The organism is Enterobacter cloacae complex sp. IR5428 (assembly GCF_049238585.1).
GTDB classification, from domain to species: domain Bacteria; phylum Pseudomonadota; class Gammaproteobacteria; order Enterobacterales; family Enterobacteriaceae; genus Enterobacter; species Enterobacter intestinihominis.
Genome location: NZ_JBMKHV010000007.1, coordinates 218098 through 243167 on the forward strand (window position 1 = coordinate 218098; position 25070 = coordinate 243167).

The following is a 25070-nucleotide window of genomic DNA, read 5'->3' on the forward strand; positions in this document are numbered from 1 at the left end:
CTGGCCCTCTCCCACGGGGAGAGGGTACAAACAAAAAAAATCCGCCACATTGGGCGGATTTTTTACTGGCTCACCGAAGTGATTAGAAGCGGTAACCTACGCCCGCGATCCAGGTGCCAACGTCAACGTTGCGGATACGGCTCTGCTCATAGGAGAAGTCCAGAGCAACGTTTTCGATCGGGTTGAACTGCATACCTGCGCCATAGGAGAAACCGTAGTCGCTGTTGCTTGCAGTACGGTTCAGACCCTGGTTTTCGGTCTGCTGGAATTTACCGTAGCCAACACCTACAACACCGTAGATGCTTGCCCAGTCATTCAGGCGGTAAGCAGGACCCGCGGTGATGCCGTAGTACTGACCTTTATTGTAAGAGCCATTTTCAGTACGATCTTTCTCGGTGTAAGTGAAAGAACCGATCACACCCAGCGGGTTGTTGTCTTGCTCGTAACGGTACTTCAGGTTGAAACCGTTGGTTTTGTTCATCACGCCCTGCATATCGCTCTGAGCGTAACCACCAGTTACAGTAGAAGTTGCCGCTACAGCGGTACCTGCGGAAACAGCCAGAACAGCTGCCAGTGCTGAAAGACATGCAATTTTTTTCATAACCACCTCAAATGTGCTTCAAGTAAGTCCGTAAGTTTTAAATATATCAAAAAAATCTGTGAAACTCTTTGTCATTCACGATGTCTAATGCGACCTTTCCTGTAACAGAACATTTCCAGCACCAGCTATCTCGTTCAAATAACTCCAGATTTTCACCTGTAAATGCTAATAGTGCGCGTCATCGCCATTTAGTTCATCCAGATTATTCCTAATCTTTCAGGCGATAAAATCAGCAACGTTTTCTCATTTTACGGATTTTCCCTGGATTTTTTTTCAACAGTAGCTCAACCGTTGCAGGTTATTTCCATTACACTGCGACTTTTACCTCTTTTGACAAAAATTGACAGGAGAAAGGATGCCAGGTTTACCTCGTAAATCGTCGGTCTGGATGCCGGTGGCAGTCATACTTATCGCGATGATGTCCATACAAAGCGGCGCGTCGCTGGCAAAATCGCTGTTTCCGCTGATTGGTGCGCCCGGCGTCACGGCGCTGCGTATCGCATTAGGCACCCTGATCCTCGTGGTTGTCTTTAAACCCTGGCGGCTACGGTTTAAAAAGGAGCAGCGACTGCCTCTGCTTTTTTATGGGCTGGCGCTGGGAGGGATGAATTACATGTTCTACCTCTCTATTCAGACTATCCCGCTGGGGATCGCGGTCGCGCTTGAATTTACCGGCCCGCTGGCGGTTGCCCTCTTTTCTTCTCGTCGCCCGGTAGACTTTATCTGGGTCATACTGGCCGTGCTGGGGCTATGGTTCCTTCTGCCGCTCGGCCAAAGCGTTTCACAAATCGATTTGACAGGGGCCGCTCTGGCGCTGGGCGCAGGGGCGTGCTGGGCGGTGTATATTCTCACTGGCCAGCGTGCGGGCGAAGAGCACGGCCCCGCGACGGTCGCCTTAGGCTCGCTGATTGCCGCGGTTATCTTTGTCCCGATCGGCATGGCACAAGCAACGGACTCAATATGGCAGTGGTCAATCCTGCCGGTTGGGCTGGCGGTCGCCATTCTTTCCACGGCGCTGCCCTACTCTCTGGAGATGATCGCCCTGACGCGTCTGCCTACGCGTATTTTTGGTACGCTCATGAGCATGGAGCCCGCGCTGGCTGCCATCTCTGGAATGATGTTCCTCGGCGAAACCCTGACACTGGTGCAGACGCTGGCGCTCTGTTCCATTATCGCGGCGTCAATGGGCTCTACATTGACCATGCGCCCGGAACCAAAAGTACATAAGATTGACCTCAACTAGCCCTTAAATTCTGCATGGCATACCGGCCATGCAGAATATAGGTCTCGTCAGCCCTTCAAATAATTTCTTACAAACTCTCTTATATTGCCAAAATATTTCACCTGCCCGCCTTGTCACTTAACGAATTAAGATTGATCTGCATCAATTTATATAAAAAACTTTAAAATCATTAAGTTAAAACTTCAACCATCCTTTCGCTATTAAACCGATAGGCAGCGCCAAACCGCAGAGAAAAAATCCGGTGCTATACTTAATCCCGTAATTACCTGGGACACAAACATCAAGAGGATATGAGATTATGAGTACCGCTAAACTGGTGAAAACGAAAGCGTCTAATCTGCTTTATACCCGTAACGATGTATCGGATAGCGATAAAAAAGCGACCATTGAGCTGCTGAATCGCCAGGTGGTCCAGTTCATCGATCTTTCGCTGATCACCAAACAGGCCCACTGGAATATGCGCGGTGCAAACTTTATTGCCGTTCATGAAATGCTGGATGGCTTCCGCACAGCACTGGTGACTCATCTGGATACCATGGCCGAACGCGCCGTACAGCTGGGCGGTGTGGCTCTGGGTACCACGCAGGTGATCAACAGCAAAACGCCACTGAAAAGCTATCCGCTGGATATCCATACCGTTCAGGATCACCTGAAAGAGCTGGCAGACCGTTATGCGATTGTCGCGAACGATGTTCGTAAAGCGATTGGCGAAGCAAAAGATGAAGACACCGCTGATATCTTCACTGCCGCGTCACGCGACCTGGATCAGTTCCTGTGGTTCATTGAGTCAAACATCGAATAATCCCTGCGGATTGTCTGAATAACCCTCGCCCCTGGCGGGGGTTTTGCACATTTATGGTGCACACTTTTGTCCGCAACGGCCGCAAAAGTGAATAAAATGTAATAATCACCTCACACAACCGTTAACGGAAGATTGTTTTTTCGTCAGATTCTGCGCTAAATATCCCCCTGTCAGAAGACCTTAACGAAGCGCACCAAAACGGTGCTCCATTCTGGTGCAACCTGACAGAATTGCCACGCTTTTTGTGCAATGCGTGACATTATCCCCTTTGCAAAACAACAGCTTGTAAAACTGGCACGATTTTTTCATTGTGCCTGAGGTTCTCGCAGGGGATCGCCCCGTGGATATAAAAGGAAATGCTATGAAGTCTGTATTAAAAGTTTCACTGGCTGCACTTACCCTGGCGTTTGCGGTGTCCTCGCAGGCTGCCGACAAACTGGTTGTGGCGACTGACACGGCGTTCGTACCGTTTGAATTCAAACAGGGTGATAAATACGTTGGTTTTGACGTTGATCTGTGGGCCGCTGTCGCAAAAGAACTCAAACTGGATTACACCCTGAAGCCAATGGATTTCAGCGGCATTATCCCGGCACTGCAAACCAAAAACGTTGACCTGGCGCTGGCGGGCATCACCATTACCGAAGAGCGTAAGAAAGCTATCGATTTCTCTGATGGCTACTACAAAAGCGGCCTGCTGGTGATGGTGAAAGCGGATAACAACGACGTGAAAAGCGTGAAAGATCTCGACGGTAAAGTGGTCGCCGTGAAGAGCGGCACCGGTTCCGTTGATTACGCGAAAGCCAATATCAAAACCAAAGACCTGCGTCAGTTCCCGAACATCGACAACGCTTACATGGAACTGGGCACCAACCGCGCAGACGCGGTGCTGCACGACACGCCTAACATCCTTTACTTCATCAAAACCGCCGGTAACGGCAAGTTCAAAGCGGTAGGTGATTCTCTGGAAGCTCAGCAGTACGGTATTGCGTTCCCGAAAGGCAGCGACGACCTGCGTAATAAAGTTAACGGCGCGCTGAAAACCCTGAAAGAGAACGGCACCTATAACGAAATCTACAAAAAATGGTTCGGTACCGAGCCTAAATAATTTCACCTGACTTCAGGTTTGTAACGCCCGGTGGCGCTACCGCTTACCGGGCCTACGTTTTTCGTTTTTCACCACGGTATACAGGAATACATCATGCAGTTTGACTGGAGCGCCATCTGGCCTGCCATTCCTCTCTTGCTTGAAGGCGCTAAAATGACCTTGTGGATTTCGGTCCTCGGTCTGGTTGGCGGGTTAATTATCGGTCTGGTGGCCGGTTTCGCCCGCACCTACGGCGGCTGGATTGCAAACCACATCGCACTGGTTTTCATCGAAGTGATCCGCGGCACCCCCATTGTGGTGCAGGTCATGTTTATCTACTTCGCCCTGCCGATGGCCTTCAACGATCTGCGCATTGACCCGTTCAGCGCAGCTGTCGTCACCATTATGATCAACTCCGGCGCCTACATTGCGGAAATCACCCGCGGTGCGGTGCTGTCGATTCATAAAGGCTTCAGCGAAGCTGGCCTGGCGTTAGGTCTTTCCCGTCGCGAAACGATCCGTCACGTGATCCTGCCGCTGGCGCTGCGCCGCATGCTGCCGCCGCTGGGCAACCAGTGGATCATCAGCATTAAAGACACCTCGCTGTTTATTGTTATCGGCGTGGCCGAGCTGACCCGTCAGGGCCAGGAGATCATCGCGGGTAACTTCCGCGCCCTGGAAATCTGGAGTGCGGTCGCCGTTGTCTACCTGATTATCACGCTTGTCCTGAGCTTTGTTCTGCGTCGTCTTGAAAGAAGGATGAAAATCCTGTGATTGAATTTAAAAATGTTTCCAAGCACTTTGGTCCAACCCAGGTGCTGCACAATATCGATTTGAACATCAGGCAGGGTGAAGTGGTGGTGATCATCGGGCCGTCGGGTTCCGGAAAATCCACCCTGCTGCGCTGCATTAACAAGCTCGAGGAGATCACCAGCGGCGATTTGATCGTCGATGGTCTGAAGGTGAACGATCCGAAAGTGGACGAGCGCCTGATCCGCCAGGAAGCGGGCATGGTGTTCCAGCAGTTCTACCTGTTCCCGCACCTGACGGCGCTGGAAAACGTGATGTTCGGTCCTTTGCGCGTGCGTGGGGCCAGCAAAGCGGCGGCAGAAACGCTGGCAAAAGATCTGCTGGCGAAAGTGGGTCTAGCGGAGCGTGCCCACCACTATCCTTCCGAGCTGTCCGGTGGCCAGCAGCAGCGCGTGGCCATTGCCCGTGCGCTGGCGGTGAAGCCAAAGATGATGCTGTTTGATGAGCCAACCTCCGCACTCGACCCGGAGCTGCGTCACGAGGTGTTGAAAGTGATGCAGGATCTGGCAGAAGAAGGCATGACGATGGTGATCGTTACCCACGAAATCGGCTTTGCCGAAAAAGTGGCGTCCCGTCTGATCTTCATTGATAAGGGCCGCATCGCGGAAGACGGTAATCCGCAGGCGCTGATTGCGAACCCACCGAGCCAGCGCCTCCAGGAGTTCCTGCAACACGTCTCCTGATAGCCATACACAGAGCCGGGCATGCCCGGCTTTTTTATGCCGGATTGTTCCCAAAAACTCCCCTCCGCTCCGCGCGCTCTATACTTATCATTTTGCACGATATTTTTGTCGGAGGACGCCGTGCCGTGGATCCTGTTGCTACTGTTTACCCTGTTTAGCGCGCCATCACTTGCTGTAACCATTCCCGGCGTCACCACCGGAGCCACCGCCACCCAGCAAAATGCGCCGCCAGAACCCGACGCTGAAAAGAAAAAAGCCGCTTACAGCGCACTTGCCGACGTGCTTGAGAACGACACGTCCCGGCAGGAGCTTATCGATCAGCTGAGGAAAGTGGCCGCCACACCGCCTCAGGATCCGGTTCCGACTATCGCGCCGCCGGAAGTCGAAGACGAAAAGACGGTACTGGAAAACGTCACCGATATCAGTCGCCGCTACGGGGAAGCCCTGTCGTCGCGTTTTGCCCAGCTCTATCGCAACCTTGTTGGCACCTCGCATAAGCCTTTTAATCCCCACACCTTTTCTGCAGCCGCGACCCAGTTTTCTATTCTGGCCGCCGCGGTATTCATTTTTTACTGGCTGTTGCGCCTGTCTGTCTGGCCGCTTTACCGGAAGATGGGCCACTGGGGACGTAAAAAGAATCAGCATAAAAGCAGCTGGCTGCATCTTCCGGCAATGATTACCGGGGCCTTTATCATCGATTTGCTGCTGCTGGCGCTGACGCTGTTTGTCGGCCAGATGCTGGCCGACCGTCTTAATACCGGGAACAAAACCATCGCCTTTCAGCAGGGGCTGTTCCTGAACGCCTTTGCCCTGATCGAGTTCTTTAAGGCGCTCCTGCGGTTAATATTCTGTCCGCGCGTGCCGGAACTTCGCCCGTTCGCCATTTCGGATCGGAGCGCCAAATACTGGGCGGTTCGGCTCAGCGTGCTGAGCGGGTTGATCGGCTATGGCCTGCTGGTCGCCGTCCCGATTATTTCCAACCAGGTTAACGTGCAGTTCGGGGCCCTGGCGAACGTGCTGATCATGCTCTGTATTACCGTCTGGGCGCTGTACCTCATCTTCCACAATAAAAAAGCGATCACCGACAGTCTGCTTCACCTGGCCGATCGCTCCCTCTCCTTTTTCAGCCTCTTTATTCGCGCCTTTGCGCTGGTGTGGCACTGGCTGGCCAGCGCCTATTTTATTGTGCTGTGTTTCTTCTCGCTGTTCGATCCGGGCAACAGCCTGAAATTTATGATGGGGGCGACGTTCAAAAGCCTGGCGATTATCGGCATCGCGGCCTTTGTTTCTGGCCTGCTCTCCCGCTGGCTGTCGAAGACGATCACCCTGTCGCCGCAGGTTCAGCGTAATTACCCCGAGCTGCAAAAACGGGTAAATGGCTGGACATCGGTGTCGCTGAAGGTGGCGCGTATTTTGACGGTCTGCGTGGCAATTATGCTGCTGCTGAATGCGTGGGGACTGTTTGATTTCTGGAACTGGCTGCATAACGGCGCCGGGGAAAAGACCGTCGATATTCTTATTCGTATCGCGCTGATCCTGTTCTTCTCCGCCGTCGGCTGGACGCTGCTGGCAAGCCTTATCGAAAACCGTCTGGTGTCGGATGTCCACGGCAGGCCCCTGCCAAGCGCCCGCGCCCGCACACTGCTGACGCTGTTCCGCAACGCGCTGGCGGTGATCATTAGCACCATTACCATCATGATTGTGTTGTCGGAAATCGGCGTAAATATCGCCCCACTGCTGGCGGGTGCCGGTGCCCTGGGACTGGCGATCTCCTTTGGTTCGCAGACGCTGGTGAAGGATATTATCACCGGCATTTTTATCCAGTTTGAGAACGGGATGAACACCGGGGATCTGGTGACCATCGGACCGCTCACCGGCACGGTGGAGAGGATGTCCATTCGCTCCGTCGGCGTACGTCAGGATACCGGGGCGTACCACATTATTCCGTGGTCATCGATCACCACCTTTGCCAACTTTGTGCGCGGCATTGGTTCGGTGGTGGCGAATTATGATGTCGATCGTCACGAAGATGCAGATAAGGCGAAACAGGCGCTGCGGGATGCGGTGAGCGAACTGATGGAGATGGAGGATATTCGCGGGCTGGTAATTGGTGAGCCGTCGTTTGCGGGCATCGTCGGGCTGACGAACACTGCCTTTACCCTGCGCGTGTCGTTCACCACCCAGCCGCTGAAACAGTGGACGGTGCGCTTTGCCCTGGACAGCATGGTGAAAAAACACTTCGATCTGGCGAACGTGAGAGCGCCGGTGCAGACGTATCAGGTATTGTCGCCGCCCGCTTCGCTGCTCCCTCCGCAGGAGCCGACGCTGTAACCGAGCCGGGTGGCGGCTTCGCCTTACCCGGCCCGAGAAACGATTATTTGCGACGTTTGTTATCGTCCATAAAGGACCAGGCAATAAAGCGGCTCTGCTTCTGACCCTGCGCCATCTCTTTTTTGACCACCTTCACCGCGCCGGCTTCGGTCAGCGCGCGGTAAAGCGGCGGCAGGTTATCGCCACGAGAGACCAGCGTGGTAAACCATTTCACCTGACGACCGAAGCCTTTACTCTCGGCAATCATGCGCAGAATAAAGGCTACTTCCCCGCCCTCGCACCACAGCTCCTGCTGCTGGCCGCCAAAGTTCAGCGCGCCATCTTCGGCCTGGCCCAGGTTACGCCGCTTGCGTTCACTTCCCGCACGCGCGGACGCGGCGGAGTCGTGGAATGGCGGGTTGCACAGGGTGGCATCATATTGTTCGTTCTTATGAATTATGCCGTTGAAAATAGCAGCGGCATCCTTCTGACGACGCAGACGTACGGCCCGGCTTAACCCCGGGTTAGCGTTGATAATGGCCTGCGCGCTGGCGAAGGCCTCATCACCGATCTCGCTGCCGGTAAATCGCCACTGGTACTCATGTGCGCCTATCAGGGGGTAGATCAGGTTCGCGCCCGTACCGATATCAAGGACGGTAGCCTGTTTCGGCACTACGCCATCGTGGTCATCCGCCAGCAGATCGGCAAGATGATGGACGTAATCCGCACGGCCCGGGACCGGCGGGCAGAGAAAGCCATCAGGGATGTCCCAGTGCGTCACACCATAAAAATGGGCCAGCAGCGCTTTGTTCAGCGTTTTAACCGCCAGCGGATCGGCAAAGTTTACCGACGGTTCACCGGCTGGTGTCTGAACGATAAAACCCTGCAATTCAGGGCAGCTCAGACACAGGGCTTTCATATCGTAGCGGCTACGGTGGCGGTTACGCGGGTGCAATCCCGGCTTGTGGGAAGTCATGGCATTCTCCTTTAAACAGCCGCGTAAGATACCCTGTGACGGCACGGGGGTAAATATCTGTCTGAGTCGCACAAAAAAACGACAAAAATCAGCGACCTGTATGTCTATGATCTGTCAACAAATTGTCAGAATTTATCGTTCAAAAAATAAGCAGATCATCATCAAATTTTTGCGCTAATTTACACGTATCAGGCTTCTAAACTTAACAGGAATCACCTGTTGTTTCCCCTGAGGATGTGATTATGAAAAAGTATCTGACCTTTATTATTGCGGGTGCGCTGGCAGGCGCATCGTTCTCTGCCTTGTCCGTTCAACCTCTGACCGACAGTACCGACACCAGCCAGCTACGCGCGGCTGGGACGGTCTCTGTCAGCCGGGCAAGCAACCTTGATGACCTTCAGGACAAGCTGGCCGAAAAAGCCCGTCAGGAAGGCGCTAAAGGCTTCGTGGTGAACGCCGCCGGTGGCGATAACCATATGTACGGTACAGCGACTATCTATAAATAACTTACCGCCTTCCAAACTGCATCTGCCCGGCAGATGCAGTTCTCTCTGCCTGCGCCTTGACTGTGCGTTTTTTCACCCCATATTAAATGCATGACTTGACCCTTTCAGGAGAACATCATGGCTTCCGGCTGGGCGAATGACGACGCCGTTAACGAACAGATCAACAGTACCATTGAAGATGCGGTTGCGCGTGCTCGCGGTGAAATTCCGCGCGGCGAAAGTTTGACGGAATGCGAAGAGTGCGGGGATCCCATTCCTGAGGCACGACGTAAAGCCATTCCCGGAGTACGGCTTTGCATCACCTGTCAGCAGGAGAAAGATTCAAAAAATGCTTCACATTCAGGATATAATCGTAGAGGATCGAAAGACAGCCAGTTACGTTGACTTTCCTTTACCGTAGTTAACCGCACCAACAGTTTACTTTACGCTCACGACTTTCAGCGAAGCGCGTAGCAAAACGTGCCCTTCTGATTGTGTCTGTAAAGCGTATCCGCAAGAAGTGTCAATTGCGCTTCTGATTTTATTAATAATCAATAAGTTATTTGTCATTCAATTTTTTTGACCAACCACGTCAATTCTCTTCGATTTTATCTTCCGCTAAAAAGCGTGATACTTATCACATCGACGGAACATCGTCCCCTTAACAGAATAACCTGCGAGAATTGATCCATGAAAACCATCAAATATGCTGTTGCCGCTGTTGCCCTGTCCGCTCTGTCTTTCGGCGCTTTCGCTGTAGAGCCAGTCTCCTCTACTCAGGCACAGGATCTGAACAAAATCGGTGTGGTGAGTGCTGAAGGCGCGACCACGCTGGACGGTCTGGAAGCAAAACTGGCTGAAAAAGCTGCCGCCGCGGGCGCAAGTGGATACACCATCACTTCCACTAACGGTAATAACAAACTGAGCGGTACTGCGGTTATCTACAAGTAATCGAACAAATTATGCTCCACCCTCGCCATACCCTCTGGTGAGATGCTCCAACCCTCATTGACCCTGTTGTTGTTACCCTTGTTTGCCCGTCCGCCACTGGACGGGCTTTTTTTTGCTTAAAATGACTGCGCCACGCGCTGCAACCCGGCTTCCACGGACTCGACTTCCCCTGCAGCCAGCAGGCAGCAGGCCATTTGCAGCTTGATTGACTGCGGAACCGGCACCTTCCCGGCCAGACACTGCACAATCCAGCGCGCGGTGACCTGCGGATCTTTCGACTCAGGCAGGATCGCATCTCTGTTCTCTTCCCCACGTTCGACAACGACCCGCGTCCCGGCGGGCTCAATCAGCATCAGCTGTGGACAACGCTGCGGGTTGGCGTAAACCTCGCCTTCTGTCCCGTGCATCAGCAGTGCGCGTCCACCGATTTCGGCAAAGAATTGCCCGACTCGCGTCACGTATTCCGGATGGGAGACGCTGGAAAGACGCAGCGCGGCGTCTTCGGCAAACGGCGTCGCCAGCTTCGCCAGGGTGTGAGCACTGTTACGTACGCCCATGCGCCAGCGCATGTCCAGCTGCTTTTCCAGCGGTGGGCAGAGCGCGCTAACGGGGATATAGACCGGCTGATTCCCCTCCAGCTTTGCCTGTGCCTGACCGGCATGGAGGGTCGGTTCAATACCTAACAACGCCAGGATGGTTTCTGTCAGCACGCGCGTCGGATCTTCGCTCACGCCATGCACTACTACCGGGAAACCGAGTTTCTGCAACAGAATAGCCAGCAGCGGCGTGAGGTTTGCCTGCTTACGCGCGCCGTTGTAGGTCGGGATCACAATTGGCATCGGCTTCGTGACGGGCGGGGTTAAGCGCATGGTCTGCGACTGCATGGCCTCATAAAAGCCGCGCATCTCCGCCTCACCTTCCCCTTTAATACGCAGCGCAATCAAAATGCCGCCCATTTCCAGTTCCGGCACGTCGCCATTCAGCATATGCGTGTACAACGCGCGGGCTGTTTCCTGGTCCAGATCGCGAGCGTGGTTTTTCCCACGCCCTACCTCTTTGATAATTTTGCGGTAATCCACGACATTTCTCCTGACTGCATTATCTTGTTAACAATATAGCCCGATGAACACAGACCCGATAGTGTTTTGTGATCATTATCAACCTGCTGTTTTCATATAAAAAAATTAAACTCAAGCACTATTTAAATTATTTGTGATTGGGACAAAAGATCCGCAGCGACCCTTTTTTTGATTAAATAAACATCGAAAAATCATTAAGGGTCAACGGTAAAAACGTCCAGGCAACGCTTTTACCAGAATCACATCAGGATTAACTATGAACAAGGTTGCATTAGGTTTTTTTATCGCCGCAACGGTGGGATGTTCTGCATCCGCATTTGCGGCAACTAACGGTGAAGGCCAGATTAATTTCACCGGTGAAATTATCGATTCTGCTTGCCAGGTCGTGAATGGATTAAGTAATCCATTAAACGTTCAGTTGGGTAAGGTGTCTAAAACGGTATTTACCGGCGCAGGCTCTACCAGCACATCAACGAAGTTTGATATTAAGTTAACCAATTGTCCGGAAACAGTGACCTCGGCTGCGATTAACTTCGGTGGTACGCCGGATGCGGATAATAATGCCGCGCTGGCATTAACGCCAGATACCGATGCGGCAACCGGTGTAGCGATTCAGTTGATGGATGCTTCCGGGCAGCCTGTCACTCTGTATACGCCTTCGCAGCAATATCCTTTAGCCTCCGGCACGGCAGTTAACGACCTGGAATTCGGTGCGCGTTATATTCAAACTCAGGCCGCCATTACCGCAGGCCCTGCCAACTCTGTATCGACTTTCACCGTTATTTATAACTGATCTTATCAATCCTGAGATATTAATGCTTTTGCGGGCATTAATATCTCTTCTATTTATTGAGAAATCTTTATGCACCACGGTTATTTACTGAGCACTCTTTTACTGATAGCAGCCTCTGCACATGCGGGCGTCGTGATTAATGGTACCCGGCTGGTCTATCAAGGAGATAAAAAGGAATCATCTCTTGGCCTGTCAAACCCGGATACGACGGATTATCTGGTACAGTCCTGGGTCGATTCTGGCGGTAAAAACCCGGCCAAAGCCCCATTCCTGATCACCCCGCCGCTTTTCCGTCTGGATGCAAAAGAAGATAACGTTCTGCGCGTGGTACGCACGGGCGGAAATTTACCGGAAGACAGGGAATCTCTGTACTGGTTGAATATCAAAGCGATCCCTTCCTCAAAACACGTTGAGGGAGTAAATACGCTGCAAATTGCCATTAATACCCGCATTAAATTGCTGTATCGCCCGTCCGCGGTAAAAGGCCGACCAGAAGATGTGGCGGATAAGCTTGAATGGCATCGCGAAGGTAACGACCTGGTGGTGAATAACCCTACGCCTTTCTATATGAATTTCCAGACCGTCACGCTTAACGGTCAGAAAGTCACAAAAGCGACCTGGGCTGTTCCGAAATCAGAAACACATTTTGCCATACCGGGTAATGTCGGGGGCTCAAACGTGACGTATTCCATTATTAATGATTACGGCAGCATCAGCCATTCCTGGTCGAAATCCGTTCATTAATTGTTCCGGTAATAAAATAATCATGTACAGCCACAAAAAGCCGTTCACCTGCCGAATGTCTTCATTGCTGGTCATTCTCTGTGGCCTGGCAATAGCCATCTTTGCGCAGCAGGTTATGGCTGATGATTATTTTAACCCCGCCTTGCTGGATATTGATAATCCCCAGCAGGGTAAAACCGATCTGTCCGTCTATGAAAAAGGTCCCGGCCAGGCACCGGGGAAATATGAGGTCGCGGTGTTTATCAATAATAATAAAATTGATACCCGCAACGTGACCTTTACGCTTGAGAAAGATTCGCAGGGCAACGACACGTTACAACCTTGCTTTAGCATGGGTGAGTTAAAAAGCCTCGGTATCAGGACCCAAAAGTTTCCTCAGCTCATGGCCAAAGGCCAGTGTGCCGATTTAGGTGTCATCCCTGCTTCATCTGCAATCTTTCACGTTCGCAACCAGCAGCTGCTGCTGAGCATTCCGCAAAAGGCGCTCGGACAGGTGCCACGCGGTTACATCGACCCGAAAGAGTTTGATGAAGGGATCAACGCGGGCTTGCTTAATTACAGCGTCAACGCCAGCCAGAGCCATGCGCGCCAGCAGGGTGAAGAGGATAGCAGTAGCCAGTACGTGAACCTGCGTCCGGGTTTAAACGTTGGCGCATGGCGCCTTCGCAACTATTCCACCTGGAATCGCAGCACCACAGGCAATGAGGAGGAACAGAAATTCACCTCCGTTTATACCTATGCGCAACGCGATATTGTGGCGATGAAAAGCGATATCACCGTTGGCCAGAGCTCATCACCTGCTGATGTTTTTGACAGTGTCCCTTACACCGGCGTGGAGCTGAAATCCGATAACGACATGCTTCCCGACAGCGAAAAAGGCTATGCGCCTATTATTCGTGGCACCGCCCACAGCAACGCGCTGGTGATGGTGCGCCAGAACGGGTACGTGATTTATCAGAACACGGTCGCGCCGGGGGCCTTCGAAATTAACGATCTCTACCCCACCGGCAGCAGCGGCGACCTCCAGGTCACGGTGAAAGAAACTGACGGCAGCGAAAGCCATTTCGTGGTGCCGTTTGCCTCCGTTCCGGTATTGCAGCGTGAAAAAAACCTGCGCTACAGCGTAACTGCCGGGCGTTATCGTTCTTATGACAAAGATGTTGAAAAGACCCCGTTTGCTCAGGGGAGCGCCATCTATGGTTTACCCCACGGCTTCACGGCCTACGGCGGCGTACAGCAGAGCAGTCATTATCAGTCGCAGGCGATAGGCGCCGGGAAAAACATGGGTGATTTAGGGGCGTTCTCCATTGACGTGACTCGCGCCAGAGCCCTGCTGAAAAAACAGCAGTCCAGCACAGGCAAATCGTGGCGCGTACGCTACAGCAAAGATTTCGCCGGTTCAGGCACCAACTTTTCGCTTGCGGGCTATCGCTACAACAGCAAGGGGTTTTACACCCTGGACGACACCATGGAGTCGTATACCCGCGCCGATAACTGGTCTGCGCCACAGCAGCGCCGCGCCCGTACCGAAGCCACCATCGACCAGACGCTACCAGAAGGCTGGGGATCGGTCACGCTGAGCATGGTGAAGGAAACCTACTGGAGCCAGAATCAGGACATGACCTCCATGAGCGTCAGCTACAACAACAGCTGGCACGGCGTTAGCTACAGCCTTAGCTACAGCATGAATAAAAACACTCACGACAGCGATCTGGACGGTAATGCGGTGACGAACGACAACCAGTTCTCGCTGAGCGTTTCGGTTCCGCTGGATCGCTGGATGCATAACACCTGGGCCACGTACAACCTGAACAACACGAAAGATGGCACCACGCAGAACATCGGCCTGAACGGTACGGCCCTGAAAGAAGACAACCTGAACTGGAATCTCCAGGAGGGGCTGAGCAGCACCGGCAGCGGTAACTCCACCAGCGTTAACGCCGACTACAAAGCGACATACGGTGAAGTGAGCGGTGGCGTCAGTCAGGATAAATATCAGCAAACACTGAACGTCGGCTTGCAGGGAGGCGTGATTGCCCATGCAAACGGCATCACGCTGAGCCAGCCGCTCGGTGAGACCATTGCGCTCGTGAAAGCCCCGGGTACGCACGGCACGCATATCACTAACCAGACCGGCGTTGAAACCGACTTCCGCGGCTACACCGTCGTACCGTTCGTCACCGCGTATCGCCACAACACTATTGCGCTGGATACGGAAACGCTGCCGGAGGACGCCGACGTCACCCATGCGGCACAAATTGTGACGCCAACCCGCGGAGCCATTGTGCGCGCCAGCTTCACGACGCGCGTGGGCAATCGCGTCCTGATGACGCTCACGCAAAACGGTAAACCGCTGCCGTTCGGCGCAACGGTTACCACCGATGACAAGGACAGCGAATTTATCGTCGGGAATGATGGCCAGACCTATCTCTCCGGTCTGCCACAGCAAGGGCATCTCCGCGTTTCCTGGGGACAGGAGGCAAACGAGCATTGCGTCGCTGACTATGTGCTCACGGATGAGAAAGCGAAAACCAGCATCATTAACGCTGCCGCGCAGTGTCACTGATCTCCCCTAAAGGCAAAACATTATGCAAATGATTAAACAGTGCTTTTTCTTACTGATTCTGGGAACCGCTGCGTTATTCATGCCGCATGCGAAGGCGACCTGCACTACGCCGGATCTCCCCAAAATGATCAACGTGGCATCCATTTCTGTCCCGACGACGCTGGCAGTTGGCGCAACTATCCCGGGTACAGAGCAGAGCGTTCATGTTGCCGGGCATTGCGATCAGAGTACCGACAGCGGCCTGGAGATTGTCTCCTGCTACTACGGCACCGGAGCGGAAATGCCAGGGCTCAGGGGGGTATACGAATCCGGTGTGCCGGGGATTGGTGTAGCATTGATGAATGATCACGGGCAGCGAATTAGCGGCGCTGGCGGCGTGCAGTGCGATTCACGTGGAACGCCTGTCGGCTACGTCTCTACCGATGGAACACAGACTTTTAGCTTTGAAATAACGCTTGAGCTGGTTAAAACGAGTGACACCGTGACATCCGGTACGCTGGTGCAGTCTCAAACCGAATTTGGCATTGGCGTTTTCGGCCATGAAGGGATCGGCAACCCTAACCACATCGCCTATGCAGGTAATGTTATTCTTCATCAGGTCACCTGCTCCGTTTTACCGAAAAATCTCACCGTTAATTTGGGCGATTTTCCCGTCAGTGATTTCATCAGCGTAGGTTTTTTATCCAGCCCTGCTCAAAAATTTAATATCACCGTCAACTGTGACACAACCGTACAGCCTGAGCTAAAAATCACCAGCGCGAATGGATATGACACAGCATTTGAGGGGGTGATCAAACTCACGCAGCAGACCGGCATGGCTACAGGCGTCGGAGTAAGAATGCTATTTGATGACCATCTCGCCACCTTCGGTACCTATGTAAGTACCCAAAATCAGGCCGTAGCCAACGAAACGCTGGTGATCCCGTTTGAGGTTCGCTACGAGCAGGTCAGCAATGTAGTCACCCCCGGGCCAGCCAATACTGTGGCAACCATCACCCTCGCTTATAAGTGAACGTCATGAAAAAAACCGCATTGATTCTCGCGCTGGGGCTGATCGCCCAGGCCCACGCCGATGATATACAGATCCAGATGACGGGTAACATTTACGCCAACACGTGCGTCATTGACAGTGCCAGCCGCAACCTGACGGTGGACTTAGGCCAGGCGGCATCGGGTAGTTTTAAAGACGTGGGCGATACCGGCGAGTGGAAGGACTTTTCCCTTTCGGTGTCGCACTGCCCGGCCACGCTGGCGCTTGCCACCGCCTTTTTCTACGGTCAGGCCGACAGCACCCATCCCACCAAATTTGCCAATCTCGGTAGCGCAAAGGGGCTGGCACTGGAGCTGGCAGATCGTCAGGACAAGATACTGATTGCCCCGCAGGCCGCCTTTAACGCTGCCATAAACCCGTCAGACCACACGGCCACGTTCCCGCTGGCCGCACGCTATTACGCCACCTCGATGCCCATCTCTGCCGGCACGTTCAGCAGCGTGATCCAGGTGACCTTCACTTACCAGTAGGACCGCGCCCCTTAGCACGGAAGCTTTTTCGACGCCCGGCAGCCAGTTTTGTCGGGCGTTTTTTTACTTCCGGCACGTCCGGCTGCTCAATCGGGAAGATCGGCAGCGCATTCAGCAGCCGCTGGCCGTAGTTTTTGGTGAGCAGTCGTTTGTCATAAATCACCACCTCGCCCCAGCAGCCGTGGCTACGGATCAAGCGCCCGACCTGCTGAATCAGGTTAAACGACGCTGCAGGCAGGCTTTGTACTTCAAACGGATAACGGTTAAGGCTTTTCAGCCATTCGCCTTCGGTGATCACCACCGGGCTGTCGATGGGCGGGAAGGCGATTTTATGGATATGCACCTGCGTCAGGTAGTCGCCTTTCAAATCAAGCCCTTCCGCAAAGGACTGTAACCCCACCAGCACGCTGCGCTCGCCGTTATCAATGCGTTTACGGTGGGTTTCCACCAGCCGATAGCGCGGCTGATCGCCCTGCACCAGCAGGAGTAAGCGCAGATCGGTGACGTGCTCCAGGAAGCGTTGCATCGCCCGACCGCTGGCAAACAGCACCAGCATACCGGGGTATTTTTTACTCTCAACCTGCTCGCGGAAGTAGGCCGCCATTTCCGCAATATGCTGCTCTTCGTTATCGATAAGCGGCTCATAATTCATGCGCGGAATAACCAGCTTTCCCTGCTCACAGTGGTTGAACGGCGAGTCCAGGGCCACAAAGCGGTCGCCCGCTTTCTCTTTCAGGCCGCTCATCTCCTGCAACCTTGAGAAGCTGTTCAGGGAACGCAGAGTCGCTGACGTCACTACCACGTGCGGAACGTTGCGCCAGATCAGCTTTTCCAGCTGATCGGCCACGCGGATGCCCACGCAGTGGAAGAAGAGATGTCCCTGCCCGTCTCGTACTTCGCGGGTGGCCCACTTAGTCACCGGCGCGCCGGACGCCTGCGCCATCGAAGCCAGCCGCCAGAGTTTGCTCTGCGCTTCAAACATCCCCAGCGCACGATTCATTTGCAGCAGAATGCGGTGCAAACGCACCACGTCGTGAGTACCGGTTTTCTCGCTGAGATCGTTTAAGAACATCTCCGCCAGCCCGCGCAGCTTTTCCAGGTGCTTCGCCAGCTGCTGGCAAATCTCCATCACTTCCTGCGGCAACTCACCCATCGCAAAGCGGTGTTCCGCCTCCTGGGTGGCGGGGAGATACAGGTTAAGAATATTATTCAGCGAGGCGATGAGGCTGTACACCTCTTCACAGTGCTCGCTCAACCGCTCCGGAACCGCCAGCGGCGGCGTGGTTTTCGGACGGAACTGCTCCATGCAGGTTGCCACCAGTTTGCAGAACAGATCCAGTTGCAGGCGAAACCACGGGGCGGTAATTTCCGCGCTCATCTCCAGCGCATCTCGCGCCACGTCGGGCAGATGATGACCTTCATCGAGCACCAGCAGCAGGTTTTTGGGCTCCGGCAGGACCGCTTCACTCTCCAGTGCAGCCATGACCAGCGCGTGGTTGGCGACAACCACCTCCGCTTCCTGAATCTCACGCCGGGCGACAAAGAACGGACACTCGCGATAGTAGTGACAGTTACGGTTCAGGCAGCTTGCTTTATCGGTGCTGAGCCTGCGCCACAGGTCGTCGCCGATCGCCTGGTTGGTGTGATCCCGCAGGCCGTCCCACTTGTAGCCGTCGAGATCGGCCTTCAGCTTTGCGCACTGCTCCTGCTCCGCCTTGTTGTTTGGCGTCAGCTCGTCATCAAGAAACGCGAGCAGATCCTGTTGGGAGGGTTCACTGCTGGCCAGAGCCGTCAGATTGCGCGGACAGACGTAGCGCCCGCGACCAAAGGCGGCGGTAAACCGTAAATCGGGGATAATTTTGCGCAGCAGCGGCAAATCTTTGCTGAAGATCTGATCCTGCAAGGCCACGTTAGCGGTACTGACCACCAGCGTTTTATCTTCTTCCCGCGCGATGGCAATGCCGGGAATAAGATACGACAGGGTTTTCCCGACGCCGGTCGGGGCTTCAATCGCCAGATGTCGCCCGTCGTCCCCGGCGAGCGTTTTTGCCACGTCGGCAATCATCTGCCGCTGCGGGGCTCGGGGAATAAAATCGGGGATCTGCTGTTGTAGCGCCTTATACCATGCGCCAATTTGCGCCTTGAGCGCAGCGGTTAAAGCCATCGGAAACCTGAAATACTGTATAAACAGCCACTATTGTGGCACTTTCTCTCCGCTGCCGCAAAAAGAAAAGCCCGGCTTTACGACCGGGCTTCCAGATTACTGCGGGTTAGCAGGCTTACGCGGGCGGCGTCGGCGCTGTCCCTCGCCTGCCGGTTTCCCTTCGCCGCTACGCCATGGGTTTTCACCGGCCGGTTTGCTGTCGTTATTACGACGCGGCGGTTTGCCCGAAGATTTCGGCGCGCCGCCTTCGGCACGACGCGGCTGCTGACCGCGACCACCGCCGCCCTGACCGCGCCCGCCACCCTGACGACCGTTCTGAATTGGCTCGGCTTTGATTGACGGGTCAACTTCATAGCCCGGGGTTTCAATGCGCGGGATCTCTTTCTTCAGCAGGCGTTCGATGTCGCGCAGCAGCTTGTGCTCATCCACGCAAACCAGAGAGAGCGCTTCCCCGGTTGCCGCCGCGCGTCCGGTACGGCCGATACGGTGAACGTAATCTTCCGGCACGTTTGGCAGCTCGTAGTTCACCACGTGCGGCAGCTCTTCGATATCCAGACCGCGTGCGGCGATGTCGGTTGCCACCAGCACGCGTATGTCGCCTGACTTGAAGTCTGCCAGCGCGCGGGTACGCGCGCCCTGGCTCTTGTTGCCGTGAATGGCCGCGCTGCGGATGCCATCTTTATTCAGCTGTTCCGCCAGGTGATTGGCGCCGTGCTTGGTGCGGGTAAACACCAGCACCTGCTGCCAGTTGCCCTGGCCGATCATCTGGGAGAGCAGTTCCCGCTTGCGCTTCTTATCTACAAAGTGCACGTGCTGCGTCACCTGCTCGGAGGCGGTGTTGCGGCGCGCGACTTCCACTTCCAGCGGGTTATGCAGCAGCTTTTCCGCCAGCGCCTTGATCTCGTCGGAGAAGGTCGCGGAGAAGAGCAGGTTCTGACGACGCGTCGGCAGCTTCGCCAGCACGCGGCGAATGTCGTGGATGAAGCCCATGTCGAGCATACGGTCGGCTTCGTCCAGCACCAGAATTTCGATGTTATCGAGCTTCACCGCGTTCTGGTGTTCGAGATCCAGCAGACGCCCCGGCGTTGCCACCAGCACGTCCACGCCGCCGCGCAGCTTCATCATCTGCGGGTTAATGCTTACCCCGCCGAAAACTACCAGCGAACGAATGTTAAGATAGCGGCTGTATTCACGCACGTTCTCACCAATCTGGGCCGCCAGCTCGCGGGTTGGGGTGAGGATCAGCGCACGCACCGGACGACGGCCTTTGGCGTGTGGCTGGTTTTTTACCAGCAGCTCCAGCAGCGGCAGGGTAAAGCCCGCGGTCTTACCAGTACCGGTCTGCGCGCTTGCCATCAGGTCACGGCCCTGCAAAACGGCCGGGATAGCCTGCTGCTGAATAGGGGTTGGCTCAACGTAGCCCTGCTCTGCGATGGCGCGCAGAATTTCCGGGTTCAGACCAAGGGAATCAAAAGACATAAAAACTCCGAACCGCCCCGACCATCACAGGTGTAGTTTTCAGGGAGATATAACGAATAGAAGGACAAAAACCACAATGTCGCGAAGGAGCGGAGTGTAGCAGCTTTTGTGACGTGGCGCATAAAATATCCCCGGCGATGACTCGACGTTTGCGCAAATCAGGCATAATCTTAATCAATCGATTGATTAATTTTTAATGCTGCTATGAATACAACCCCAACGACAACCAAAGGCGAACAGGCGAAAAGTCAGCTTATCGCCGCTGCGCTGGCGCAGTTTGGCGAGTATGGTCTGCATGCCACCACGCGGGATATCGCCGCGCAGGCCGGGCAGAATATTGCGGCCATTACCTACTATTTTGGCTCAAAAGAGGATCTATACCTCGCCTGCGCCCAGTGGATCGCGGATTTTATCGGCACCAGCTTTCGCCCGCACGTGGAAGAAGCCACCGCGCTGTTCAGCCAGCCAGAGCCGGACCGGGTTGCCATCCGCCAGCTGATCCTTAACGCCTGTCACAACATGATCCGCCTGCTGACGCACGACGATACGCTGAACCTGAGCAAATTTATCTCCCGCGAGCAGCTCTCCCCCACTGCCGCGTACCAGCTGGTGCACGATCAGGTGATCGCCCCGATGCATAGCCATCTGACCCGGCTGATTGCCGCCTATACCGGACGGAACGCCAGCGATACGGACACCATTTTGCATACCCACGCCCTGCTGGGCGAAGTGCTCGCCTTCCGTCTGGGGCGTGAGACCATCCTGTTACGTACGGGCTGGACACAATTCGATGAGGATAAAGCCGCGCAAATTAGCCAGGTCATTACCTGTCACGTTGATCTGATCCTGCAAGGCTTAACGCAAAGGAGCCAGAAGTCATGAAAAAACCTGTCGCCATCATTCTGGTGGTTGTTGTCTTGCTTGCTGCGGGAACAGGCGGCTGGCTGTGGTATCAGAGCCAGCAGGATCGTGGCCTGACGCTGTACGGCAACGTGGATATCCGCACCGTGAACATGAGCTTCCGCGTCGGCGGACGGCTGGCCTCGCTGAGCGTTGACGAAGGCGATGCCATCAAAACCGGGCAGACGCTGGGGATGCTGGACAAAGCCCCGTTTGAAAACGCGTTGATGCAGGCAAAAGCGGGCGTCGCCGTCGCACAGGCGCAGTACGACCTGATGCTGGCGGGCTATCGTGATGAAGAGATCGCCCAGGCGGCCGCTGCCGTTAAGCAGGCAAAAGCCGCCTATGACTATGCGCAGAATTTCTATAACCGTCAGCAAGGCTTATGGAAAAGCCGCACTATTTCCGCCAACGACCTGGAAAATGCGCGCTCATCCCGCGACCAGGCGCAGGCGACGCTGAAATCTGCCCAGGATAAGTTAAGCCAGTACCGCACCGGTAACCGCGCGCAGGACATTGCCCAGGCGAAGGCCAGCCTTGAGCAGGCGCAGGCGCAGTTAGCCCAGGCGGAGCTGGATCTGCACGATACCACGTTAATCGCCCCGTCTGACGGTACGCTGATGACCCGCGCCGTGGAGCCGGGCAGCATGCTCAGCGCGGGCAGCACCGTGTTAACGCTCTCCTTAACCCGTCCGGTGTGGGTGCGCGCTTACATTGATGAGCCGAATCTTGGCCAGATGCAGCCGGGCCGCGAACTGCTGCTCTACACCGATGGTCGCCCGGACAAGCCGTATCACGGCAAAGTGGGCTTCGTCTCCCCAACGGCCGAGTTCACGCCAAAAACCGTTGAAACCCCGGATCTGCGTACCGACCTGGTGTATCGCCTGCGCATCATCGTCACCGATGCGGACGACGCGCTGCGTCAGGGCATGCCTGTTACCGTGACCTTAAACGACGGGGAACAACATGAATGATGCGGTTATCCAGCTCAATAATCTGGTCAAACGCTTCCCGGGAATGGCTAAACCGGCGGTCGCGCCGCTGAACTGTACGATTCAAAAAGGCTATGTGACCGGGCTGGTGGGGCCGGACGGCGCGGGTAAAACCACGCTGATGCGGATGCTGGCGGGATTGCTGAAGCCGGATGAAGGCAGTGCCAGCGTGCTTGACCTCGATCCGATCAAAGACGACGCGGCGCTCCACGGCATACTCGGCTATATGCCGCAGAAGTTTGGTCTGTATGAAGATCTGACGGTAATGGAAAACCTCAACCTGTATGCCGATCTGCGCAGCGTTACCGGCGAAACCCGGCAGAAAACCTTCGAGCGTCTGCTGGCGTTTACCTCCCTCGGCCCGTTCACCGATCGGCTGGCGGGCAAACTTTCCGGCGGGATGAAGCAGAAGCTGGGGCTGGCCTGCACGCTGGTGGGCGAACCGAAGGTGCTGTTGCTGGATGAACCCGGCGTCGGCGTGGACCCGATTTCCCGCCGCGAGCTGTGGCAGATGGTGCACGAGCTGGCGGGTGACGGCATGCTGATCCTCTGGAGTACCTCTTACCTTGATGAAGCAGAGCAGTGCCGTGACGTGCTGCTGATGAACGAAGGCGAACTGCTCTATCAGGGCGAGCCCACCGAGCTGACGCAAACCATGGCCGGGCGCAGTTTTCTGCTACACAGCGCGCAGGAATCTAACCGCAAGCTGCTGCAACGGGTGCTGAAGCTGCCCCAGGTGAGCGACGGGATGATTCAGGGCCGTTCGGTGCGCGTGATCCTCAAAAAAGAGACCACCGCCGACGATATCCGGCGTGCGCAGGGGATGCCTGAAATCGACATGACAGAGACCGCGCCGCGCTTTGAAGATGCGTTTATCGATCTGCTGGGCGGGGCGGGAACCTCAGAATCACCGCTTGGCGCCATTCTGCACACGGTGGAAGGCACGCCGGGCGAAACGGTCATTGAAGCGAAATCGCTCACCAAAAAATTCGGCGATTTCGCTGCCACCGATAACGTCAATTTTGCCGTGAAGCGCGGCGAGATATTTGGCCTGCTCGGGCCGAACGGTGCAGGGAAATCCACCACCTTTAAAATGATGTGCGGCCTGCTGGTACCGACCTCCGGCAAAGCGCTGGTGCTGAACATGGATCTCAAAGTCAGCTCCGGCAAGGCGCGCCAGCATCTGGGCTATATGGCGCAGAAGTTTTCGCTCTACGGCAACCTGACGGTGGAGCAAAATCTGCGATTTTTCTCCGGCGTCTACGGCCTGCGGGGACGGGCGCAGAACGAGAAAATCGGCCGCATGTGCGACGCCTTTGGCCTGACCGATATCGCCTCACACGCTACCGACGCGCTGCCGCTTGGCTTCAAACAGCGGCTGGCGCTGGCCTGTTCGTTGATGCACGAGCCCGATATCCTCTTTCTTGATGAACCTACGTCAGGCGTGGACCCCCTCACCCGCCGTGAATTCTGGTTGCATATCAATAGCATGGTGGAAAAAGGCGTGACCGTGATGGTCACCACCCACTTTATGGACGAGGCAGAGTACTGCGACCGCATCGGGCTGGTCTATCGCGGCAAGCTGATTGCCCACGGCACGCCGGACGACCTGAAAGCGCAGGCCGCCGACGACGCACAGCCGGACCCAACCATGGAGCAGGCGTTTATCACCCTCATCCACGACTGGGATAAGGAGAATCCTCATGCGCAGTAACGCCCTCTCCTGGCGCCGGGTGCGCGCCCTGTGCGTCAAAGAGACGCGGCAGATTGTGCGTGACCCCAGCAGCTGGCTGATTGCGGTGGTGATCCCCCTGCTGCTGCTGTTTATTTTTGGCTACGGGATTAACCTCGATTCCAGCAAGCTGCGGGTCGGGATCCTGCTGGAGCAGCAGAGCGAAGAGGCGCTGGACTTCACCCACGCCATGACCGGCTCGCCCTACATCGATGCCACCATCAGCGACAACCGGCAGGAACTGATCCAGAAAATGCAGGCCGGTAAAATTCGCGGTCTGATCGTCATCCCGGTCGATTTCGCCGCCAACATGGCACGCCCGGGCGCCGATGCGCCAATTCAGGTGATCACCGACGGCAGCGAACCGAACACCGCCAATTTCGTGCAGGGCTATGCGGAGGGGATCTGGCAGCTCTGGCAGATGCAGCGCGCCGAAGACCGGGGGGAGAAGTTTGAACCGCTGATTGACGTGCAGACGCGCTACTGGTTTAACCCCGCCGCCATCAGCCAGCATTTTATTATCCCGGGTGCGGTCACTATCATCATGACGGTGATTGGCGCGATCCTCACCTCGCTGGTGATCGCCCGCGAATGGGAGCGCGGCACCATGGAGGCGCTGCTCTCCACCGAAGTGACGCGCGTCGAGCTTTTGCTCTGCAAGCTGATCCCCTACTACTTCCTCGGCATGCTGGCGATGCTGCTCTGTATGCTGGTCTCGGTATTTATTCTTGGCGTGCCGTACCGCGGTTCGCTGGTGGTGCTGTTCTTTATTACCAGCCTGTTTTTACTCAGCACGCTGGGAATGGGGCTGCTGATCTCCACCATCACCCGCAACCAGTTTAACGCCGCGCAGGTGGCGCTTAATGCCGCCTTCCTGCCGTCGATCATGCTCTCCGGCTTTATCTTCCAGATTGACAGTATGCCAGCGGTGATCCGTGCCGTGACCTACATCATTCCGGCACGCTACTTTGTGAGCACCCTGCAAAGCCTGTTTCTGGCGGGGAACATCCCGGTAGTGCTGATTATCAACACCCTGTTTTTGCTGGCGTCGGCGGTGATGTTTATCGGGCTGACGTGGATGAAAACGAAAAGAAGATTAGATTAGCCATCGGATTTTGTAGGTCGGGAAAGCGCAAGCGCCACCCGACAGGAGGA

Annotated in this window: 23 protein-coding genes; 18 read left to right on the forward strand and 5 right to left on the reverse strand. The window is 55.2% G+C overall.

Annotated features, from left to right (window positions below; translation table 11 throughout):
* Positions 1–82 precede the first annotated feature (82 nt).
* A complete protein-coding gene (gene ompX, locus ACOTXC_RS12945; RefSeq protein WP_003858450.1) occupies positions 83–601 on the reverse strand; it encodes an outer membrane protein OmpX in 519 nt (172 codons plus the stop codon).
* Positions 602–956: 355 nt separating this feature from the next.
* Here ompX and rhtA point away from each other — a divergent pair, with 355 nt between their 5' ends.
* The 6 genes from rhtA (at position 957) to ybiO (ending at position 7554) form a co-directional block, all read left to right on the forward strand.
* Positions 957–1844 carry a threonine/homoserine exporter RhtA gene (gene rhtA, locus ACOTXC_RS12950; RefSeq protein WP_023305742.1) on the forward strand — a complete coding sequence of 296 codons (888 nt, stop codon included), beginning with the start codon at positions 957–959 and terminating at the stop codon, positions 1842–1844.
* 298 nt (positions 1845–2142) lie between these two features.
* A complete protein-coding gene (dps, locus tag ACOTXC_RS12955) occupies positions 2143–2646 on the forward strand; it encodes a DNA starvation/stationary phase protection protein Dps (protein WP_000100801.1) in 504 nt (167 codons plus the stop codon).
* 361 nt (positions 2647–3007) lie between these two features.
* A complete protein-coding gene (gene glnH / locus ACOTXC_RS12960) occupies positions 3008–3751 on the forward strand; it encodes a glutamine ABC transporter substrate-binding protein GlnH (RefSeq protein ID WP_003858455.1) in 744 nt (247 codons plus the stop codon).
* A gap of 93 nt (positions 3752–3844) precedes the next feature.
* Complete coding sequence (gene glnP / locus ACOTXC_RS12965) at positions 3845–4504, forward strand: glutamine ABC transporter permease GlnP (RefSeq protein ID WP_010428919.1); 660 nt, start codon at positions 3845–3847, stop codon at positions 4502–4504.
* Entirely contained in the window at positions 4501–5223 is a 723-nt protein-coding gene (gene glnQ / locus ACOTXC_RS12970) for a glutamine ABC transporter ATP-binding protein GlnQ (protein ID WP_022647522.1), read from the forward strand. Before glnP ends, glnQ begins: the two co-directional genes overlap by 4 nt.
* Positions 5224–5343: 120 nt before the next feature.
* Positions 5344–7554, forward strand: a complete 2211-nt coding sequence (gene ybiO / locus ACOTXC_RS12975) for a mechanosensitive channel protein (protein ID WP_038415723.1) — start codon at positions 5344–5346, stop codon at positions 7552–7554.
* Between the two features lie 43 nt (positions 7555–7597).
* Here ybiO and rlmF read toward each other — a convergent pair whose 3' ends face one another.
* Positions 7598–8509, reverse strand: a complete 912-nt coding sequence (rlmF, locus tag ACOTXC_RS12980) for a 23S rRNA (adenine(1618)-N(6))-methyltransferase RlmF (RefSeq protein ID WP_023305741.1) — start codon at positions 8507–8509, stop codon at positions 7598–7600.
* A 242-nt stretch (positions 8510–8751) separates the two neighbouring features.
* Here rlmF and mcbA point away from each other — a divergent pair, with 242 nt between their 5' ends.
* From mcbA to ybiJ, 3 genes are all read left to right on the forward strand, one after another.
* Positions 8752–9015 carry a DUF1471 family periplasmic protein McbA gene (gene mcbA, locus ACOTXC_RS12985; RefSeq protein ID WP_022647519.1) on the forward strand — a complete coding sequence of 88 codons (264 nt, stop codon included), beginning with the start codon at positions 8752–8754 and terminating at the stop codon, positions 9013–9015.
* Positions 9016–9132: 117 nt separating this feature from the next.
* Entirely contained in the window at positions 9133–9399 is a 267-nt protein-coding gene (locus ACOTXC_RS12990; protein ID WP_022647518.1) for a DksA/TraR family C4-type zinc finger protein, read from the forward strand.
* A 285-nt stretch (positions 9400–9684) separates the two neighbouring features.
* Positions 9685–9945 (forward strand): DUF1471 family protein YbiJ, encoded by a 261-nt coding sequence (gene ybiJ, locus ACOTXC_RS12995; RefSeq protein WP_003858474.1) that lies wholly within the window; start codon positions 9685–9687, stop codon positions 9943–9945.
* Between the two features lie 116 nt (positions 9946–10061).
* On the opposite strand, the gene ybiB is transcribed toward ybiJ, so the two are convergent.
* The gene (ybiB, locus tag ACOTXC_RS13000) at positions 10062–11024 is read right to left on the reverse strand and encodes a DNA-binding protein YbiB (RefSeq protein WP_022647517.1); all 963 of its coding nucleotides are present in this window, start codon (positions 11022–11024) and stop codon (positions 10062–10064) included.
* A 256-nt stretch (positions 11025–11280) separates the two neighbouring features.
* Between ybiB and ACOTXC_RS13005 the strand changes: the two genes are divergently transcribed.
* The 5 genes from ACOTXC_RS13005 (at position 11281) to ACOTXC_RS13025 (ending at position 16648) form a co-directional block, all read left to right on the forward strand.
* The gene (locus ACOTXC_RS13005; protein ID WP_022647516.1) at positions 11281–11817 is read left to right on the forward strand and encodes a fimbrial protein; all 537 of its coding nucleotides are present in this window, start codon (positions 11281–11283) and stop codon (positions 11815–11817) included.
* A gap of 69 nt (positions 11818–11886) precedes the next feature.
* Entirely contained in the window at positions 11887–12561 is a 675-nt protein-coding gene (locus ACOTXC_RS13010; RefSeq protein ID WP_421767727.1) for a molecular chaperone, read from the forward strand.
* A 22-nt stretch (positions 12562–12583) separates the two neighbouring features.
* The gene (locus ACOTXC_RS13015; RefSeq protein ID WP_421767728.1) at positions 12584–15127 is read left to right on the forward strand and encodes a fimbria/pilus outer membrane usher protein; all 2544 of its coding nucleotides are present in this window, start codon (positions 12584–12586) and stop codon (positions 15125–15127) included.
* 22 nt (positions 15128–15149) lie between these two features.
* Positions 15150–16139 (forward strand): fimbrial protein, encoded by a 990-nt coding sequence (locus tag ACOTXC_RS13020; protein WP_022647513.1) that lies wholly within the window; start codon positions 15150–15152, stop codon positions 16137–16139.
* Between the two features lie 5 nt (positions 16140–16144).
* Positions 16145–16648 (forward strand): fimbrial protein, encoded by a 504-nt coding sequence (locus tag ACOTXC_RS13025; RefSeq protein ID WP_023299643.1) that lies wholly within the window; start codon positions 16145–16147, stop codon positions 16646–16648.
* Here the strand turns inward: ACOTXC_RS13025 and dinG are convergent.
* Positions 16635–18812 (reverse strand): ATP-dependent DNA helicase DinG, encoded by a 2178-nt coding sequence (gene dinG / locus ACOTXC_RS13030; RefSeq protein WP_421767729.1) that lies wholly within the window; start codon positions 18810–18812, stop codon positions 16635–16637. The genes ACOTXC_RS13025 and dinG overlap by 14 nt on opposite strands.
* Before the next feature lie 96 nt (positions 18813–18908).
* Positions 18909–20291, reverse strand: coding sequence for an ATP-dependent RNA helicase RhlE (rhlE, locus tag ACOTXC_RS13035; protein WP_017693771.1), 1383 nt, complete (start codon positions 20289–20291; stop codon positions 18909–18911).
* 204 nt (positions 20292–20495) lie between these two features.
* On the opposite strand from rhlE, the gene cecR reads away from it, so the two are divergent.
* Genes cecR through ACOTXC_RS13055 form a run of 4 tightly spaced genes read left to right on the forward strand, consistent with a single transcriptional unit; the run spans position 20496 to position 25020 of the window.
* Complete coding sequence (gene cecR, locus ACOTXC_RS13040; protein WP_046618586.1) at positions 20496–21173, forward strand: transcriptional regulator CecR; 678 nt, start codon at positions 20496–20498, stop codon at positions 21171–21173.
* Positions 21170–22165, forward strand: coding sequence for a secretion protein HlyD (hlyD, locus tag ACOTXC_RS13045; protein ID WP_022647509.1), 996 nt, complete (start codon positions 21170–21172; stop codon positions 22163–22165). The genes cecR and hlyD overlap by 4 nt, the downstream gene beginning before the upstream one ends.
* Positions 22158–23897, forward strand: a complete 1740-nt coding sequence (locus ACOTXC_RS13050) for an ATP-binding cassette domain-containing protein (RefSeq protein WP_421767730.1) — start codon at positions 22158–22160, stop codon at positions 23895–23897. Before hlyD ends, ACOTXC_RS13050 begins: the two co-directional genes overlap by 8 nt.
* Complete coding sequence (locus ACOTXC_RS13055) at positions 23887–25020, forward strand: ABC transporter permease (protein ID WP_022647507.1); 1134 nt, start codon at positions 23887–23889, stop codon at positions 25018–25020. The genes ACOTXC_RS13050 and ACOTXC_RS13055 overlap by 11 nt, the downstream gene beginning before the upstream one ends.
* Positions 25021–25070 lie beyond the last annotated feature (50 nt).